Source organism: Exiguobacterium acetylicum, assembly GCF_022170825.1.
Classification (GTDB): domain Bacteria; phylum Bacillota; class Bacilli; order Exiguobacteriales; family Exiguobacteriaceae; genus Exiguobacterium_A; species Exiguobacterium_A acetylicum_B.
The window spans coordinates 111,618-128,200 of the sequence record NZ_CP081878.1 but is presented as its reverse complement, the minus strand read 5'-3'; the positions used below and the strand labels follow the sequence as shown (position 1 = coordinate 128,200).

Annotated in this window: 15 protein-coding genes; all 15 read right to left on the bottom strand. The window is 48.1% G+C overall.

Annotated features, from left to right (window positions below; translation table 11 throughout):
• Positions 1-13: 13 nt before the first annotated feature.
• Positions 14-670: a 30S ribosomal protein S3 gene (gene rpsC, locus K6T22_RS00710; RefSeq protein WP_023466633.1), complete on the bottom strand. Its 657-nt coding sequence runs from the start codon at positions 668-670 to the stop codon at positions 14-16.
• Between the two features lie 12 nt (positions 671-682).
• Positions 683-1,015 (bottom strand): 50S ribosomal protein L22, encoded by a 333-nt coding sequence (gene rplV / locus K6T22_RS00705; protein ID WP_012369014.1) that lies wholly within the window; start codon positions 1,013-1,015, stop codon positions 683-685.
• Positions 1,016-1,035: 20 nt separating this feature from the next.
• Positions 1,036-1,314 (bottom strand): 30S ribosomal protein S19, encoded by a 279-nt coding sequence (gene rpsS / locus K6T22_RS00700; RefSeq protein WP_012369013.1) that lies wholly within the window; start codon positions 1,312-1,314, stop codon positions 1,036-1,038.
• Positions 1,315-1,377: 63 nt separating this feature from the next.
• On the bottom strand, positions 1,378-2,208 hold the full coding sequence (rplB, locus tag K6T22_RS00695; RefSeq protein ID WP_023466632.1) for a 50S ribosomal protein L2: 831 nt from the start codon (positions 2,206-2,208) through the stop codon (positions 1,378-1,380).
• A 32-nt stretch (positions 2,209-2,240) separates the two neighbouring features.
• A complete protein-coding gene (rplW, locus tag K6T22_RS00690; RefSeq protein ID WP_023466631.1) occupies positions 2,241-2,525 on the bottom strand; it encodes a 50S ribosomal protein L23 in 285 nt (94 codons plus the stop codon).
• On the bottom strand, positions 2,525-3,148 hold the full coding sequence (rplD, locus tag K6T22_RS00685) for a 50S ribosomal protein L4 (protein WP_023466630.1): 624 nt from the start codon (positions 3,146-3,148) through the stop codon (positions 2,525-2,527). The genes rplW and rplD overlap by 1 nt, the downstream gene beginning before the upstream one ends.
• A gap of 29 nt (positions 3,149-3,177) precedes the next feature.
• Positions 3,178-3,804 carry a 50S ribosomal protein L3 gene (rplC, locus tag K6T22_RS00680; RefSeq protein ID WP_023466629.1) on the bottom strand — a complete coding sequence of 209 codons (627 nt, stop codon included), beginning with the start codon at positions 3,802-3,804 and terminating at the stop codon, positions 3,178-3,180.
• Positions 3,805-3,872: 68 nt separating this feature from the next.
• Positions 3,873-4,181: a 30S ribosomal protein S10 gene (gene rpsJ, locus K6T22_RS00675; protein WP_029343090.1), complete on the bottom strand. Its 309-nt coding sequence runs from the start codon at positions 4,179-4,181 to the stop codon at positions 3,873-3,875.
• Positions 4,182-4,499: 318 nt separating this feature from the next.
• Positions 4,500-5,687, bottom strand: coding sequence for an elongation factor Tu (gene tuf, locus K6T22_RS00670; protein WP_238238399.1), 1,188 nt, complete (start codon positions 5,685-5,687; stop codon positions 4,500-4,502).
• 117 nt (positions 5,688-5,804) lie between these two features.
• Positions 5,805-7,883, bottom strand: a complete 2,079-nt coding sequence (gene fusA / locus K6T22_RS00665; protein ID WP_238238398.1) for an elongation factor G — start codon at positions 7,881-7,883, stop codon at positions 5,805-5,807.
• Positions 7,884-8,007: 124 nt separating this feature from the next.
• Positions 8,008-8,478, bottom strand: coding sequence for a 30S ribosomal protein S7 (gene rpsG, locus K6T22_RS00660; protein ID WP_023466623.1), 471 nt, complete (start codon positions 8,476-8,478; stop codon positions 8,008-8,010).
• Between the two features lie 49 nt (positions 8,479-8,527).
• Positions 8,528-8,947 carry a 30S ribosomal protein S12 gene (rpsL, locus tag K6T22_RS00655; protein ID WP_023466621.1) on the bottom strand — a complete coding sequence of 140 codons (420 nt, stop codon included), beginning with the start codon at positions 8,945-8,947 and terminating at the stop codon, positions 8,528-8,530.
• A gap of 125 nt (positions 8,948-9,072) precedes the next feature.
• Positions 9,073-9,324 carry a ribosomal L7Ae/L30e/S12e/Gadd45 family protein gene (locus K6T22_RS00650; protein WP_023466620.1) on the bottom strand — a complete coding sequence of 84 codons (252 nt, stop codon included), beginning with the start codon at positions 9,322-9,324 and terminating at the stop codon, positions 9,073-9,075.
• Positions 9,325-9,404: 80 nt separating this feature from the next.
• Positions 9,405-13,004, bottom strand: coding sequence for a DNA-directed RNA polymerase subunit beta' (gene rpoC / locus K6T22_RS00645; RefSeq protein ID WP_238238397.1), 3,600 nt, complete (start codon positions 13,002-13,004; stop codon positions 9,405-9,407).
• A gap of 20 nt (positions 13,005-13,024) precedes the next feature.
• Complete coding sequence (gene rpoB / locus K6T22_RS00640; RefSeq protein ID WP_053451758.1) at positions 13,025-16,582, bottom strand: DNA-directed RNA polymerase subunit beta; 3,558 nt, start codon at positions 16,580-16,582, stop codon at positions 13,025-13,027.
• Position 16,583 lies beyond the last annotated feature (1 nt).

The following is a 16,583-nucleotide window of genomic DNA, read 5'->3' as shown; positions in this document are numbered from 1 at the left end:
AGACGGATGTGGATTATTCTTCGTTTGCTGCTGCTTTTTTCGTAGGAAGCACTTCACCGTGGTGGAGCCATACTTTTACGCCAATTTTGCCGTAAGTTGTATCAGCTTCTGCAGTACCGTAATCGATGTCTGCACGGAGTGTATGAAGTGGAACTGTTCCTTCCGAATACTTCTCAGAACGAGCGATATCAGCGCCACCAAGACGACCAGAAACTTCAGTCTTGATTCCTTTGATACCAGAACGCATTGAGCGTTGGATTGATTGCTTCATAGCACGACGGAACGATACGCGACCTTCAAGTTGGCGAGCGATGTTCTCAGCGACGAGCTTAGCAACTGCATCCGGGTTTTTCACTTCAACGACGTTAACGTGAACGCGTTTGCCTTTTGCAAGGTTAGTGATGTCTTTACGAAGTGTTTCGATTTCAGAACCGCCTTTACCGATAACCATACCAGGCTTAGCAGTGTGAAGTGAGATGTTCAAGCGGTTAGCTGCGCGCTCGATTTCTACTTTAGAGACACTAGCGTCTTTAAGACGTTTTTCGATATATTCACGAACTACGTAGTCTTCATGAAGGAGATCAGCATAGTCTTTATCTGCGAACCAACGTGATTCCCAGTCTTTGATGATACCTACGCGAAGACCAGTTGGGTTAATCTTCTGACCCACGGTAATCCCTCCTTATTTTTCAGATACCACGATGTGAACGTGGCTCGTACGTTTGTTGATGCGGCTTGCGCGACCCATTGCACGTGGGCGGAAACGTTTGAGCGTTGGACCTTCGTTTACGTAAGCCTCAGTGACTACGAGGTTTTCGATGTTCATGTCGAAGTTGTGCTCAGCGTTCGCGATTGCCGATTTCAATACTTTCTCAACGATTGGCGTTGCTGCCTTGTTCGTGTAAGCAAGAATCGAAAGTGCTTCGCCGATTTGCTTCCCGCGGATTAAGTCTACTACGAGACGTGCCTTACGAGGAGCAATGCGAACCATATTAGCCGATGCTTTTGATTGCATAATGAGTACCTCCCCTCAGATTAACGTTTCGTTTTCTTATCGTTTCCAGCATGTCCTTTGTAAGAACGTGTTGGAGCGAATTCACCAAGTTTGTGACCGACCATATCTTCTGTCACGTAAACCGGTACGTGTTTACGACCATCGTAGACAGCGATCGTGTGACCGATGAACTCTGGGAAGATTGTCGAGCGGCGTGACCAAGTTTTGATGACATGTTTGTCACCAGCTTCGTTGGCTTTATCAACCTTAGCGAGCAGATGGTGATCTGCGAATGGACCTTTTTTCAAGCTGCGACCCATAGTTGTACCTCCCTTTGGCATGATTCAGGAACGGTTCCTACGAACCGTCCAGAAATCATGTAATTATTTTTTAGAACGACGGACGATATATTTATCGCTCGCTTTGTTTTTCTTACGAGTTTTGTATCCGAGTGCCGGTTTACCCCAAGGAGTAAGTGGGCCCGAACGACCGATTGGAGCACGTCCTTCACCACCACCGTGTGGGTGATCGACTGGGTTCATAACAGAACCACGAACTGTAGGACGTTTTCCGAGCCAGCGTGAACGACCAGCTTTACCGATATTGACGAGCTCGTGCTCTTCATTACCGACAGCGCCGACTGTTGCACGGCAAGTAGCAAGGATCATACGAGTTTCGCCTGATTGAAGACGAACGATCGCGTATTTACCATCTTTACCGAGAAGCTGAGCAGAAGTACCAGCTGCGCGAACGAGCTGACCACCTTTACCTGGCTTAAGTTCGATGTTGTGGATCAACGTACCGACTGGGATGTTTGAAAGTGGAAGAGCATTACCGACTTTAATGTCAGCTTCTGGTCCAGCCATGACTTGCATGTCTACTTTCAAGCCTTTCGGTGCGAGGATGTAGCGTTTTTCACCATCGATGTAGTGGATCAATGCGATGTTAGCAGAGCGGTTTGGATCGTACTCAATTGTAGCGACACGACCAGCGATGCCATCCTTGTTCCGTTTGAAGTCGATGATACGATATTTACGTTTGTGTCCGCCACCTTGGTGACGTACTGTCAAGCGACCTTGGTTGTTACGTCCGCCCTTTTTCGAAAGCTTTTCAGTTAACGATTTTTCAGGACGTGAAGCCGTAATCTCAGCAAAGTCAAGTGCAGTCATATTACGACGACCGTTAGTGGTCGGTTTAAACTTTTTAATTCCCATCGAGAGTTCCCTCCTTTTCTACAGAGTTCCGATTAACCGAGGTAATCGAGTTCTTTGCTATCTGCAGTAAGCGTGACGACCGCTTTTTTGCGGCGTGCTGTGTAACCAGCGTGACGACCTACGCGTTTTGCTTTTGGTTTTGAGATCAATGTGTTGACTTTGTCAACTTTCACTCCGAAGATCGCTTCGACTGCATCTTTGATTTGAGTCTTAGATGCCTTCACGTCTACTTCGAATGTGTACTTTTTCTCAGCCATTTGGTTTACTGAACGTTCAGTAATGACAGGACGTTTGATAATGTCGTGTGTGTGTGCCATTATGCAAGCACCTCCTCTACTCTCGCAACAGCGTCCTTCGTAATGATGACTTTGTCATGAGCGACAAGATCAAGGACGTTTACACCTGCAGCGTCAACGACTGTGACACCTGGGATGTTGCGTGTTGAAAGAACGACTGACTCGTTGTAATCAGCAGTAACGACGAGAACTTTACGTTCGATTGAAAGAGCAGCGAATACTGCGATCATGTCCTTAGTTTTAGGAGCATCGATTGTCAATCCTTCAAGAACGATGAACTCGTTGTTAGCGACTTTCGAAGAAAGTGCTGAACGAAGTGCGAGACGACGAACCTTTTTAGGAAGTTTATAAGCGTACGAACGTGGTGTTGGACCGAAGACTGTTCCACCGCCAACCCATTGTGGCGAACGGATCGAACCTTGGCGTGCACGACCAGTACCTTTTTGTTTCCATGGTTTACGGCCGCCACCGCGAACTTCCGAGCGACCTTTTGTATCATGTGTACCTTGGCGACGTGAAGCTTGTTGCATGACGATTGCATCGTATACGACTGCTTCATTTGGCTCGATTCCGAAAACGGCATCTGCGAGCTCGATGTCTCCAACTTGTGTACCTGTTTGGTTAAGCAAAGCTACTTTAGGCATTCGTTATTCCTCCTTTCCTTGCAAACGGATTAGTTGCCTTTAACCGCAGTTTTGATGACAACTTGGCTCTTACGTGCGCCTGGGATAGCACCCTTGACGAGGAGTAAGCCGCGTTCTGCATCAACTTTTACGATTTCAAGGTTTTGAACAGTGATTTGCTCTCCACCCATGCGTCCAGGGAGCAATTTCCCTTTGAATACACGGTTAGGAGCAACAGGACCCATTGAACCTGGGCGACGGTGGTAACGCGAACCGTGAGCCATTGGACCACGTGATTGGTTGTGACGCTTGATTGCACCAGCGAAACCTTTACCTTTCGACGTACCTGTTACATCAACCATTTCGCCTGCAGCGAAAGTATCTGCTTTAATCTCTTGACCGATTTCGAAATCTGCTACTGATGTACGGATTTCTTTAATGAAGCGCTTAGGTGTCGCGTTTGCTTTCGCAGCGTGACCTTTTTGCGGTTTGTTTTGACGACCTTCTTTGATATCACCAAAGCCGAGTTGAACTGCTTCGTAACCGTCAACTTCCGTTGTTTTCAATTGAAGAACAACGTTACCTTCGACTGAAACGACAGTAACAGGGACGACTTCGCCTGACTCGTTGAAGATTTGTGTCATACCGAGTTTAGTTCCTAAGATTCCTTTAGCCATGAGATACACCTCCTAATATTGAATGATTTTGATCTTCTGGCTAGTATCAACTATCTATAGAAGAAAAATTAAAGTTTGATTTCGATGTCAACGCCCGATGGAAGTTCGAGACGCATAAGCGCATCAACAGTTTTCGGTGTTGGGTTAACGATGTCGATCAAACGTTTGTGTGTACGCATTTCGAACTGCTCACGAGCATCTTTGTACTTGTGAACGGCACGAAGTACTGTGTAGACCGCTTTCTCCGTTGGGAGTGGGATCGGACCAGATACAGTAGCACCTGAACGTTTTGCTGTGTCGACAATTTTCTCAGCCGATTGATCAAGCACGCGGTGATCGTATGCTTTCAAACGGATCCGAATTTTTTCATTTGCCATGTTATTTCCCTCCTTTTCGCCTATTTTGTAAATAGACATTCTCCGCGGAAATTTCCACACTAGCCATGGCAATGCCGCCTGGTGTGTCATAACCTCCCGCTTCATCGCGTTGTGTTTGTGACCAACATATTCTATCATACTGAATCACCAGCAAGATTGCAAGCACTAATAAAATAGAATATGTATTCAAGTCTCTCACCACTCGCACAAACACTTTCCTCAGTATATAAGATGTCAGACCATGTTGCAAGACTGTTTTCAAAGAAATGAAAAAAGGTCTTCCGCCACGGGAGACGGAAGACCTTTTTGTCTTAAAAATTACTCAACGATTTCTGTAACTGATCCAGCGCCTACTGTACGGCCACCTTCACGGATTGAGAAACGAGTTTCTTTTTCAAGAGCGATTGGCGCGATGAGTTCAACAGTCAATTCGATGTTGTCCCCAGGCATTACCATTTCAGTTCCTTCTGGAAGTTGGCACATACCAGTTACGTCAGTTGTACGGAAGTAGAACTGTGGACGGTAGTTACCGAAGAATGGCGTGTGACGGCCACCCTCTTCTTTAGAGAGAACGTAAACTTGCGCTTTGAACTTTTTGTGTGGTGTGATTGTGTTTGGTTTCGCGAGAACTTGTCCACGCTCGATGTCGTCACGTGATACACCACGGAGAAGAGCACCGATGTTGTCGCCAGCTTCAGCATAGTCAAGAAGCTTACGGAACATCTCTACACCAGTACATACTGATTTTTTAGTTTCTTCGTGAAGACCAACGATTTCGATCTCGTCGTTGACTTTAAGAACTCCACGCTCAACGCGGCCAGTAGCAACTGTACCACGACCAGTGATTGAGAAGACATCCTCAACTGGCATCATGAAGTCTTTTTCAGTGTCACGAGTTGGTTCTGGGATGTACTCATCGACAGCTGACATGAGTTCCATGATTTTTTCTTCCCATTTAGCTTCGCCGTTAAGCGCGCCAAGAGCAGAACCTTGGATAACTGGGAGGTCATCACCTGGGAAGTCATACTCAGAAAGAAGCTCACGGATTTCCATTTCGACGAGCTCAAGAAGCTCTTCGTCGTCAACCATGTCAACTTTGTTCATGAATACTACGATGAAAGGAACACCTACTTGACGTGAAAGCAAGATGTGCTCACGTGTTTGTGGCATTGGACCATCAGTTGCAGAAACAACGAGGATCGCGCCGTCCATTTGTGCAGCACCAGTGATCATGTTTTTAACATAGTCAGCGTGACCTGGGCAGTCAACGTGTGCATAGTGGCGTTTTTCTGTTTCGTACTCGATGTGAGCTGTTGCGATTGTGATACCGCGCTCGCGCTCTTCTGGAGCACCATCGATTTGGTCAAACTTAGTTGCAGCTTTACCTTGTGATTTTGCAAGTACAGCTGAGATAGCTGCTGTTAAAGTTGTTTTACCGTGGTCGACGTGGCCGATTGTACCAACGTTAACGTGCGGTTTAGAACGGTCGAATTTTTCCTTACCCATTCTGAATTCCTCCTCTATGTGTCTAATAATTTTTTATAACTAGGAAGGTGAGTCGTAAGATAACGTACACCTTCCTTAGCTTACACTAATCATAAAAGCGTGACAACCTGTGAAGGATTAGCCGTTTGCTTTTTTGATGATTTCTTCTGCAACTGATTTCGGTACTTCTTCGTAGTGATCGAAGTGCATCGAGTACGTTCCGCGACCTTGTGTGCGTGAACGAAGACCAGTAGCGTATCCGAACATTTCAGAAAGTGGAATCATTGAACGGACAACTTGAGCGTTACCGCGTGCTTCCATACCTTCTACGCGACCACGGCGTGATGTAACATCACCCATGATGTCTCCCATGTATTCGTCTGGGATGACGATTTCAACTTTCATCATTGGCTCAAGGATAACAGCGCCGCTCTTATCTTTAAGTTGTTTGACTGCCATTGAAGCCGCAACTTTAAATGCCATCTCGTTTGAGTCGACATCGTGGTACGATCCGAAGACGAGTGAAGCTTTTACGTCAACGACCGGGTAACCAGCAAGGATACCGTTTTGAAGTGCTTCTTCGATTCCGTGCTCAACCGCTGGGATGTATTCACGTGGAACAACACCACCGACGATTTTGTTGTTGAACTCGAAGCCAGCGCCTTCTTCGTTCGGCTCGAATTCTACGACGACGTGACCATATTGACCACGACCACCAGATTGACGAGCGAACTTCGAATCGATCTTCGCCGCTTGGCGGATCGTTTCACGGTAAGCTACTTGTGGAGCACCAACGTTTGCTTCGACTTTGAACTCGCGACGCATACGGTCAACGATGATGTCGAGGTGAAGCTCACCCATACCTGAGATGATCGTTTGACCAGTCTCTGGGTTTGTTTCAGTGCGGAACGTTGGATCCTCTTCAGCAAGCTTAGCGAGGGCTTGACCCATTTTATCTTGGTCAGCTTTCGTTTTTGGTTCGATAGCGACCGAGATAACTGGTTCTGGGAATGTCATTGATTCGAGAACGACGTTGTCTTTCTCTGCACAAAGCGTATCTCCAGTAGTCGTATCTTTCAAACCTACAGCTGCAGCGATGTCACCCGCGTATACCATCGGGATTTCTTCACGGCTGTTTGCGTGCATTTGAAGGATACGTCCAAGACGCTCACGTTTGCCTTTTGTTGAGTTTTTAACGTACGATCCTGCCGAAGCTGTACCAGAGTACACACGGAAGAACGTCAATTTACCGACGTAAGGGTCAGTCATAACTTTGAATGCGAGTGCAGAGAATGGTGCTTCGTCCGAAGACTCACGCACGATTTCTTCATCCGTATCCATGTTGATACCTGAGATCGCTTTTACGTCGATTGGTGATGGGAGGTAATCGAGAACTGCGTCAAGCATAAGCTGAACACCTTTGTTCTTGAATGCCGAACCTACGAGTACAGGATAGAAGTCAACTGTCAGAGTTGCTTTACGGATAGCCGCTTTCAACTCGTCGATTGTGATTTCTTCACCCTCGAGGTATTTCATCATCAATTCTTCTTCGTAATCCGCAACTGCTTCGATCAATGATCCACGGAGTTCTTCAGCTTGATCAGCGAGATCAGCTGGGAAACCGTCAGTCACTTCGATGTCAGTTCCGAGATCGTTACCGTACATGTATGTTTTCTGTTCGACGAGGTCGATGATTCCTTTGAATTCATCTTCCGCACCAATTGGAATTTGGATCGCATGTGCGTTTGCTTGAAGGCGCTCGCGAAGCGTTCCGACCGAGTACAAGAAGTCTGCACCGATTTTATCCATTTTGTTAACGAAAACGATACGTGGTACGCCGTAAGTTGTAGCTTGGCGCCATACTGTCTCAGTTTGTGGCTCAACACCAGACTGAGCGTCAAGTACTGCTACCGCACCATCAAGTACGCGAAGTGAACGTTCAACTTCAACTGTGAAGTCTACGTGTCCAGGTGTATCGATGATGTTTACGCGGTTACCTTTCCATTGAGCAGTTGTTGCTGCCGATGTAATCGTGATCCCACGCTCTTGCTCTTGCTCCATCCAGTCCATTTGTGAAGCACCTTCGTGCGTTTCACCAATCTTGTGGATACGACCCGTGTAGTACAGGATACGCTCAGTCGTTGTTGTTTTACCAGCATCGATGTGAGCCATGATCCCGATGTTACGAGTGTTCTTAAGGGAGAATTCTCTTGCCATCTTTAAACATTCTCCTTTCGCATTTTAGTTTAGTGGTCGTGTGTTACCACACGTCATGACTATACCCGAAAGCCACCCCATAATTCCATTAAAAATGGCATGCATGAGGTGGTGATTTTCGGAATTACCAGCGGTAGTGAGCAAACGCTTTGTTCGCTTCCGCCATTTTGTGCATATCTTCGCGCTTCTTAACAGAAGCACCAGTGTTGTTTGCAGCGTCCATGATTTCGTTAGCAAGACGCGCATCCATTGTTTTTTCGTTACGGAGACGTGAGTAGTTCACGAGGTAACGAAGTGCGAGTGTCGTACGACGCTCTGGGCGAACTTCGACAGGAACTTGATAGTTAGCTCCACCTACACGGCGTGCTTTAACTTCAAGAACTGGCATGATGTTGTTCATCGCTTCTTCAAAAACTTCCATTGCATCGCGACCTGAACGTTCAGCGATAGTTTCGAAAGCTTTGTATAAGATTTGTTGAGCAGTACCTTTTTTACCATCTAACATAAGACGGTTGATAAGGCGGGTAACGAGTTTAGAGTTGTAGATCGGATCAGCCATTACATCACGACGTTCTGCTTGACCTTTACGTGGCATTCCGAGTCCCTCCTTTCATATAGTGAGGTGATATCTTAAGATATCTAGATTATTTTTTAACTTTAGGACGTTTAGTACCGTATTTCGAACGACCTTGCATACGGCCGTCAACACCAGCTGTATCAAGCGCACCACGAACGATGTGGTAACGTACCCCTGGTAAGTCTTTTACGCGGCCGCCGCGGATAAGAACAACACTGTGCTCTTGAAGGTTGTGGCCGATACCTGGGATGTAAGCTGTTACTTCCATTGTGTTCGTCAAACGTACACGTGCGTATTTACGAAGAGCCGAGTTCGGTTTCTTCGGAGTCATTGTACCTACACGAGTACAAACACCACGTTTTTGTGGTGAGCTGATGTCAGTACGAGCTTTAATGAAGCTGTTGTACCCTTTGTTCAGCGCTGGCGAATCTGATTTCACAACTTTTGATTGACGTCCTTTACGGACTAATTGGTTGATAGTAGGCATCTTTGAGATCCTCCCTTCCTGAATTCATGACAAATTTCAAAACCACCGAGCCGGGTGGTTCATCGAAAGTCATAATGAAGCGTTTTGCGTGGCTCAGGCATTCCATCGCCACACAAAACGCATTATCAAACTTTCTTAATGGCAACAGCGGTTGCTGCGACATCGATTCCACAAGCTTTTCCAAGCTCTTGCTTAGAAGGAACATTCACGACTGGAACGTTTGCTTGTTTCGCCGCATCGAGCAATGCTTGTTTTACGTGTTCATCTGCGTCATCCGCAATGATCACTTCCGACGCCTTGCCAGATCGCAATGCTTTGAGCGTTTGCTTTTGACCGACAAACTTCAAATCTGCGCCGACTACTTTTTTGTAAGACATGAAGATATCCTCCAAAATAACACAGCCGGTTGGCAACACTATATCATAGTAGCACCGCCATACCGACGTGTCAAGGCGTTTTATTCTACCGGAGAATCGGCTTCTACAGGTGCTTCGCCAGCTACTTCGAGATCGATCTGACGGTAACGTGACATCCCAGTACCAGCTGGAACTAACTTACCGATGATGACGTTCTCTTTCAAGCCGCGAAGGTAGTCGCTCTTCCCTTTAATCGCTGCATCCGTGAGGACACGAGTCGTTTCTTGGAACGACGCAGCCGATAGGAATGAATCTGTTTCAAGCGACGCTTTCGTGATACCGAGAAGAACTGGTTTCGCCGAAGCGAGAGCTTTCCCGTTACGGAGCGCTTCTTTACAAGCTTCCTTGAACGTGCTGATATCGACAAGCGAACCTGGTAAGAGTGAAGTCTCACCAGACTCGATGACACGTACGCGACGGATCATTTGGCGAACCATGACCTCGACGTGTTTGTCACCGATCTCAACCCCTTGCATCCGGTATACTTTTTGAACTTCTTGGAGCAAGTAGTTCTGAACGCCGGATACACCTTTAACGTTCAAGAGTTCTTTCGGATCGATCGAACCTTCCGTGAAGACTTGACCGGCTTTGACCTCGTCCCCGAGCTGAACACGTAGACGCGAACCGAATGGGATCGTGTATGTGCGTGTTTCGCTGAGTCCTTGGACCGTCAATTCACGTTTGTCGCGCGATTCCGTGAAGTCGATGACTTGACCATCGATTTCCGAGATGACCGCTTGACCTTTCGGGTTACGCGCTTCGAACAACTCTTGGATACGCGGAAGACCTTGTGTGATATCATCCCCGGCAACCCCACCTGTGTGGAAGGTACGCATTGTAAGCTGCGTTCCTGGCTCACCGATTGATTGTGCCGCAATGATACCGACAGCTTCGCCGACTTCGACGTCGTTGCCTGTTGCCAAGTTGCGTCCGTAACATTTCTTACAAACACCATGGCTTGTATTACATGTGAAGGCAGTACGGATCTCAACGTTATCGACACCAGCGTCAGTGATGACACGAGCGATGTCTTCATCGATGAGTTCGTTCGTCGAAACGAGGACTTCTCCTGTTTCTGGGTGAACGACGTTTTCGAATGCAGTACGGCCGACGAGGCGGTCGTAGAGGCTTTCGATCTCTTCCGTTCCTTCACGGAGTGCAGTGACACGGATACCACGATCCGTTCCACAATCATCTTCACGGATGATGACGTCTTGAGCGACGTCAACGAGACGACGAGTCAGGTAACCTGAGTCAGCCGTTTTCAAGGCTGTATCGGCAAGACCTTTACGCGCACCGTGTGTCGAGATGAAGTATTCCTGTACCGTTAGACCCTCACGGAACGATGATTTGATCGGGAGCTCGATGATCCGTCCACTTGGAGCGGCCATGAGTCCACGCATACCAGCGAGCTGCGTGAAGTTCGACGCGTTACCACGGGCACCGGAGTCACTCATCATGAAGATCGGGTTGAGACGGTTGAGGGATTTCATCAGACGAGACTGAATTTCATCCTTCGCATCATTCCACGATTTAACGACGCGCTCATAGCGCTCGTCTTCTGTGATGAGACCACGACGGTACGATTTCATGACGCGGTCGACATTGTCCTGCGCTTCAACAAGAATCTCTTGTTTGTCCGGAAGAACGATGATGTCCGCGATCCCTACCGTGATACCGGCACGAGTCGAGTGTTTGAATCCGAGGTTTTTCATGCGGTCGAGCATGCGGCTTGTTTCTGTCGTCTCAAACCGTTTGAAGACTTCCGCGATGACATTTCCAAGGAATCCTTTTTTGAACGGATCGATGATCGGACGGTTCTTCAGTTCTGCCGCGACATCTGTTCCTTTTTCAAGGAAGTATGTGTCTGGCGTCGCTTCTTGAAGGTTCGTCATCGTTGGTTCGTTCAAGTAAGGGAACGTCGTTGGGAGGATCTCGTTGAAGATCAACTTACCGACTGTTGTAATCAATAATTTCTCGTTTTGCTCTTCCGTGAATGTCGGGTTCTTGAGAACGCCGGCTGGAATTGCAACACGTGTATGGAAGTGCGCATAACCGTTTTGGTAAGCGATGAGCGCTTCGTTCACTGTCGAGAAGATTTTACCTTCGCCGATTGCGTTTTCGCGTTCGAGCGTGAGGTAGTAGTTACCGAGGACCATATCCTGCGATGGTGTAACAACAGGTTTACCGTCTTTCGGGTTCAAGATGTTTTGTGCAGCGAGCATGAGAAGACGTGCTTCTGCTTGTGCTTCTGCCGAAAGTGGTACGTGAACCGCCATTTGGTCACCATCGAAATCGGCGTTATATGCCGTACATACGAGTGGGTGAAGGCGAATCGCGCGTCCTTCGACGAGCGTTGGTTCGAACGCCTGGATACCGAGACGGTGAAGTGTCGGTGCACGGTTCAAGAGAACCGGATGCTCACGGATGACTTCTTCGAGGACATCCCAGATTTCAGGTTGAACGCGCTCGATTTTCCGTTTCGCACTCTTGATGTTCGGTGCGATGCCACGAGAGACGAGTTCTTTCATGACGAACGGTTTGAAGAGTTCAAGGGCCATTTCTTTTGGAAGACCACATTGATACATCTTCAAGTTTGGACCAACGACGATAACCGAACGACCAGAGTAGTCGACACGTTTACCGAGCAAGTTTTGACGGAAACGTCCTTGTTTCCCTTTCAACATGTGTGAAAGTGATTTAAGTGGACGGTTACCTGGTCCAGTGACTGGACGACCACGACGACCGTTATCGATCAAGGCATCGACTGCTTCTTGAAGCATCCGTTTTTCATTCTGAACGATGATATTCGGAGCACCAAGGTCAAGAAGACGCTTGAGACGGTTGTTACGGTTGATGACGCGGCGGTACAAGTCGTTCAAGTCAGACGTTGCGAAACGTCCGCCATCGAGTTGAACCATCGGACGAAGTTCCGGTGGGATGACTGGAAGCACTTCGAGAACCATCCATTCTGGATTGTTGCCCGAGTTACGGAAAGCATCGAGGACTTCAAGGCGTTTGATCGCACGAGTACGACGTTGTCCTTGAATCATACGAAGTTCTTCACGTAATGCAGCGACTTCTTTATCGAGTTCCACGTCGCGGAGCAATTTACGAACTGCTTCCGCACCCATTTCAGCAGTGAACGAACGACCGAACTTCTCGCGATATGCACGGTATTCTTTTTCTGAAAGGAGTTGTTTCTTCTCAAGTGTCGATTCGCCTGGATCTGTGACGACGTACGATGCGAAGTAGATGATCTCTTCTAACGCACGCGGTGACATGTCAAGGACGAGTCCCATACGGCTAGGAATTCCTTTGAAGTACCAGATGTGCGAAACCGGTGCTGCGAGCTCGATGTGACCCATGCGCTCACGACGGACTTTCGACTTCGTGACTTCAACGCCACAGCGGTCACAAATGATTCCTTTATAGCGGATCCGTTTGTATTTACCACAGTAACATTCCCAGTCTTTCGTTGGACCAAAGATACGTTCACAGAACAAACCGTCTTTCTCCGGTTTGAGTGTACGATAGTTGATCGTCTCCGGCTTTTTCACTTCCCCGAAAGACCATGAACGGATCTTTTCGGGGGAAGCGAGGCCGATTTGCATATATTCAAATCTATTAACATCTACCAAGGGGTGGACCTCCCTTTCGCTTATTCCTCTTCAGTAACAACTGGTGCGACAGGCGCTTGAACTTCTTCGAGTGCTGGAGTCGCGTTCGGGATATTGTCCTCGTCTTCGTCACGCATTTCGATCTCTTCATCATCAGCAGACATCATCTTAACGTCCATACCGAGGGATTGAAGCTCTTTAATGAGGACTCGGAACGATTCCGGTACGCCCGGTTGTGGTACATTCTCACCTTTGACGATTGCTTCGTACGCTTTGACACGACCGATCGTATCATCCGACTTGATTGTAAGGATTTCTTGGAGCGTGTAGGCTGCGCCGTATGCTTCAAGTGCCCATACTTCCATCTCACCGAAACGCTGACCACCGAACTGGGCTTTACCACCGAGCGGTTGTTGTGTAACGAGTGAGTATGGTCCTGTCGAACGTGCGTGAAGTTTATCATCGACCATGTGAGCAAGTTTAATCATATACATGACACCGACAGAGATACGGTTATCGAACGCTTCACCCGAACGACCATCATAAAGGACAGTCTTCGCGTCGCGATCCATACCTGCTTCTTCAATCGTTGCCCAAACATCTTCCTCACGCGCACCATCAAATACTGGTGATGCGACTTTAATGCCGAGTTGACGTGCTGCCATCCCAAGGTGAAGCTCGAGCAACTGCCCGATGTTCATCCGTGATGGAACCCCAAGTGGGTTCAACATGATGTCAATTGGCGTACCGTCTGGCATGTACGGCATGTCTTCTTCTGGGAGGATACGCGAGATAACACCTTTGTTACCGTGACGCCCCGCCATTTTGTCACCCTCGTGAATCTTACGCTTCTGAACGATGTAAGCACGGATCAACTGGTTGACACCAGGTGAGAGCTCGTCCCCATTATCGCGGTCGAAGATTTTGACGTCGAGGATGATTCCATCACCACCGTGTGGAACACGGAGAGATGTATCACGGACTTCACGTGCTTTTTCACCGAAGATCGCATGAAGAAGACGTTCTTCCGCTGTCAATTCCGTTACACCCTTCGGCGTAACTTTACCGACGAGGATATCGCCGTCCTTGACTTCCGCACCGACACGGATGATTCCGCGATCGTCGAGGTTTTTCAAGGCATCATCACCGACGTTCGGAATATCACGTGTGATTTCTTCCGGTCCGAGTTTCGTATCACGCGACTCACATTCGTATTCTTCGATGTGGATCGATGTGTAGACGTCGTCTTTAACAAGACGTTCACTCATGATGACAGCATCCTCATAGTTGTAACCATCCCACGTCATGAAACCGACGAGTACGTTGCGACCAAGCGCAAGTTCCCCACCGTCCATCGATGGACCATCTGCAAGGATCTCGCCTTTATCGACTGGGTCGCCTGCTTTGATGATTGGTTTTTGGTTATAACACGTTCCTTGGTTAGAACGGATGAATTTTTGAATCTTGTAACGGTCGAGTTCACCTTCGACGATGTTGCCATCGACTTCCGTCGTACGACGGACAAGGATTTCACGCGCCGTAACGCGCTCAGCGATCCCTGCGTGCTTCGCAACAACAGCGGCTCCTGAGTCTTTTGCAGACACGTACTCCATACCTGTACCGACAATCGGAGATTCCGGGTTCAGTAGTGGGACGGCCTGACGTTGCATGTTCGCTCCCATGAGGGCACGGTTCGAGTCATCGTTCTCAAGGAACGGGATACAAGCCGTTGCGGCAGATACGACCTGCTTCGGCGAAACGTCCATATAATCGACACGTGCTGGTTCGACAGACAAGTTTTGTCCACGGAAACGTGAAAGGACGTGTGAATCTTGGAACGTCTTCTCTTCCGTCAACAACATGTTTGCCTGTGCGACGACGTAGAGATCCTCTTCGTCTGCAGTCATGTAGTGGATGTCATTCGTGACGACGCCCGTTTCCGGATCGACACGACGATATGGTGCTTCGATGAAGCCGTACTCATTGACCTTCGCGTACGAAGACAACGAGTTGATCAAACCGATGTTTGGTCCCTCAGGCGTTTCGATCGGACACATACGGGAATAGTGCGAGTAGTGTACGTCACGAACTTCGAAACCAGCGCGCTCACGTGTCAAACCACCAGGTCCGAGTGCTGAAAGACGACGTTTGTGCGTCAATTCCGCAAGCGGGTTCGTTTGGTCCATGAACTGAGACAACTGCGAGCTACCGAAGAACTCTTTAATCGATGCGATAACTGGACGAATGTTGATCAATGCCTGTGGCGTGATCGCATTCTGATCCTGAATCGACATCCGTTCCTTAACGACACGTTCCATCCGCGAGAGACCGATCCGGAATTGGTTCTGGAGCAGCTCACCGACTGAACGGAGACGACGGTTACCGAGGTGGTCGATATCGTCTGTCGTACCGACTTCATGCAACAAGTTGAAGAAGTAGTTGATGGCAGCAATCATGTCAGCAGGCGTGATGTGCTTGATGTCACGATCGATGTTACCGTTACCGATGATATTGATGATGCGTTCACCTTCAGCATCGTCCGGTGCGAACACCTTGATTGACTGTAAGTTGAAAGCCTCACCCTGCGTTACGCCGCCTGTTGGCGTCGCTTCGATGTAACCAACGGATCCTTCAAGGAATGGAAGGACTTTATCGAGCATACGACGATCAAGGACCGTTCCTGCTTCCGCGATGACTTCACCTGTCTCTGGGTCAACGAGCGTTTCCGCAAGTTTCTGACCGAAAAGACGGTTCTTAAGATGAAGCTTTTTATTGATTTTATAACGACCAACGTTTGCCAAATCATAACGTTTCGGGTCAAAGAAGCGCGACACGAGTAACGCTTTTGCGTTTTCGACTGTCGGTGGCTCTCCCGGACGTAGACGCTCATAAATCTCGATGAGGGCTTTTTCCGTTGATTCCGTATTATCTTTTTCAAGTGAATTCCGGAGGTACTCATCATCACCGAGAAGATCGATGATTTCCTGATCCGTACCGAAACCAAGAGCACGTAAAAGAACCGTTACTGGAATCTTACGCGTGCGATCAATGCGAACATAAACGATGTCTTTCGCGTCTGTCTCGAGCTCGAGCCATGCACCACGGTTTGGGATGACTGTCGCGGAGAATCCACGCTTACCGTTCTTATCTAACTTATTGTTGTAATAAACACTTGGCGAACGAACAAGCTGCGAAACGATTACGCGCTCCGCTCCATTGATGATGAATGTTCCCGACTCCGTCATAAGCGGGAAGTCACCCATGAAGACTTCTTGTTCTTTCAATTCACCCGTCTCTTTATTTTGAAGACGGACTTTAACGCGTAGTGGTGCCGAATAGGTCACGTCGCGCTCTTTCGATTCATCGATCGAATACTTCGGCTCTCCGAGCGAGTAGTCGATGAATTCTAATACAAGATTCCCTGTGAAATCGGAAATCGGCGAAATGTCATGAAACATTTCACGAAGACCTTCCCGCAGGAACCACTCATACGAATTCGTTTGAATCTCGATTAAGTTTGGAAGTTCCAATACTTCGCTGATACGTGCATAGCTTCTTCTCTGACGGTGACGACCGTACTGAACAAGTTGACCAGTCAAC

Bases quoted from the DNA above. Each gene is read 5' to 3' on its own strand.
- tuf (WP_238238399.1), bottom strand. From the start codon at position 5,687: ATGGGTAAGGAAAAATTCGACCGTTCTAAACCGCACGTTAACGTTGGT.
- rplD (WP_023466630.1), bottom strand. From the start codon at position 3,148: ATGCCTAAAGTAGCTTTGCTTAACCAAACAGGTACACAAGTTGGAGAC.
- fusA (WP_238238398.1), bottom strand. From the start codon at position 7,883: ATGGCAAGAGAATTCTCCCTTAAGAACACTCGTAACATCGGGATCATG.
- rpsS (WP_012369013.1), bottom strand. From the start codon at position 1,314: ATGGGTCGCAGCTTGAAAAAAGGTCCATTCGCAGATCACCATCTGCTC.
- K6T22_RS00650 (WP_023466620.1), bottom strand. From the start codon at position 9,324: ATGTCTTACAAAAAAGTAGTCGGCGCAGATTTGAAGTTTGTCGGTCAA.
- rplW (WP_023466631.1), bottom strand. From the start codon at position 2,525: ATGGCACACACACACGACATTATCAAACGTCCTGTCATTACTGAACGT.
- rplC (WP_023466629.1), bottom strand. From the start codon at position 3,804: ATGGCTAAAGGAATCTTAGGAACTAAACTCGGTATGACACAAATCTTC.
- rplV (WP_012369014.1), bottom strand. From the start codon at position 1,015: ATGCAATCAAAAGCATCGGCTAATATGGTTCGCATTGCTCCTCGTAAG.
- rpsG (WP_023466623.1), bottom strand. From the start codon at position 8,478: ATGCCACGTAAAGGTCAAGCAGAACGTCGTGATGTAATGGCTGATCCG.
- rpsJ (WP_029343090.1), bottom strand. From the start codon at position 4,181: ATGGCAAATGAAAAAATTCGGATCCGTTTGAAAGCATACGATCACCGC.
- rplB (WP_023466632.1), bottom strand. From the start codon at position 2,208: ATGGGAATTAAAAAGTTTAAACCGACCACTAACGGTCGTCGTAATATG.
- rpsL (WP_023466621.1), bottom strand. From the start codon at position 8,947: ATGCCTACTATCAACCAATTAGTCCGTAAAGGACGTCAATCAAAAGTT.